At 41.1% G+C, this 1,442-nt stretch carries 3 protein-coding genes; 2 read left to right on the forward strand and 1 reads right to left on the reverse strand.

Annotation, left to right across the window (positions count from 1 at the left end; all coding sequences use genetic code 11):
* Positions 1-91: 91 nt before the first annotated feature.
* Complete coding sequence (locus PSI14_RS19890) at positions 92-493, forward strand: hypothetical protein (RefSeq protein WP_273577710.1); 402 nt, start codon at positions 92-94, stop codon at positions 491-493.
* A gap of 3 nt (positions 494-496) precedes the next feature.
* On the opposite strand, the gene PSI14_RS19895 is transcribed toward PSI14_RS19890, so the two are convergent.
* Positions 497-748, reverse strand: a complete 252-nt coding sequence (locus tag PSI14_RS19895; RefSeq protein WP_273577711.1) for a hypothetical protein — start codon at positions 746-748, stop codon at positions 497-499.
* A 135-nt stretch (positions 749-883) separates the two neighbouring features.
* On the opposite strand from PSI14_RS19895, the gene PSI14_RS19900 reads away from it, so the two are divergent.
* The gene (locus PSI14_RS19900) at positions 884-1,429 is read left to right on the forward strand and encodes a beta clamp domain-containing protein (RefSeq protein ID WP_273577712.1); all 546 of its coding nucleotides are present in this window, start codon (positions 884-886) and stop codon (positions 1,427-1,429) included.
* Positions 1,430-1,442 lie beyond the last annotated feature (13 nt).

Consider the following 1,442-nt stretch of genomic DNA (forward strand, 5'->3'; position numbering starts at 1 on the left):
AGTACCCAGCTCTGAATAAGTGTTAGAGCAACCCACTGAGTAGGTTTCTGTGTGGCAGACCACAGCAAAAACTTACTTAGAGGAGGTAAACATGGTAAACGCAAATTATCCAGTTCTCGCTCTTAGGGGAACGGATAGTAAAGGGAAAGGCTCCGTACCGATTAAGGTAAAGCCTACGATCAAAAAAGCAGCCCCACCCAAAAAAGACAATGCAAGGTCACGCCGTTTAGCAAAGCAAATGGTGTTTTGGGATAGCAAGCGGGCTGAACATGAAGCTAAACCAAAAAGCCGCTCAGTGGATAAAATTGTAGATTCGGTTGTCAGGGTCGTTGACGAGAATGATATTTACGCTCGTCTTATTGTAGGACTCAAGAAAGACATGCGTTCCGACAACAACAGCGGATCTTGCTGCATGAGTGACGTAGCCCTGTATTCAACCAAAACCAAAACCCGCCGTCGTCTGGAGTCGGGCGGGGTGACGGCGAGGGTGTGATATTCATTTTCTTGGTTTTCTCAGATAATCAATTAATAGCAGTGGGATATAAATTACGACAAGAGCAATCAGGATTGCGGAAACAACATCAGTTACAAATTCCGGCGAAAAGTCAGGAGCGTGTTCACGGAACCACAATTTGAGTGAATTAGGATAAAACAAAATTACCGGAATGTAGCCCCATTTTGCCCAGGCATGACTCTTATTCTTTCCACAAAACCAGTCGGTAATCTTTTTCCACAAATTTCTATCCATAGATTAAATTTTCTTCTCATTGTAGTAGGAGATTTATTCTAACCATTTTCTTTGCGTTGTGGAATGCAGGGAACCACTGCCGCCTGAGGTGGTTAAATATGCAGGCGCAATAATAACTAATAGTGAGGGTATGATATGGAATTAAAAATTGATCGTGGAACGTTACTTGCAGTTCTTGAATGTCAGGCAATAAAAGATGTTCGCTATTACTTATGTGGGATCTGCTTTCTTCCCGATGGAAAGGTAGCCGCAACTGATGGTTATATGCTGGCTTATGGCAGACATGAAAATGAAATTGAGAACGAAGTAATTTTATCCGTCGGTAAGCTCCCAACAAAGAATTTTGAATATGCAATTTTTGATACCGAACAAGGAATAGTAAGGTTATTTGACACACAAAAGAAACTCATAGGAGCCACACTTTGCAATGAGATTGATGGCAAATTTCCAAGTATCGATAAACTCATCAATGAAACAGAATTATCAATAAATAACGGTGTCACCGAAATTTCGTTCTCATTGGGGTTATTAGCCAGATTAGAAAAAATGGCTAAATACCTGAATCGCAAACACCCGTATATTAAAATAAAAACCACGTCAGCATCTGGCGCAGCGCTATGCAATATCTATCATCCGGTTAATGGCGCAATTAATGTATTGATTATGCCAGCACGCATTTAAAGCTCATTTCCGA

The organism is Xenorhabdus anantnagensis, assembly GCF_028598555.1.
Taxonomy (GTDB): Bacteria; Pseudomonadota; Gammaproteobacteria; order Enterobacterales; family Enterobacteriaceae; genus Xenorhabdus; species Xenorhabdus anantnagensis.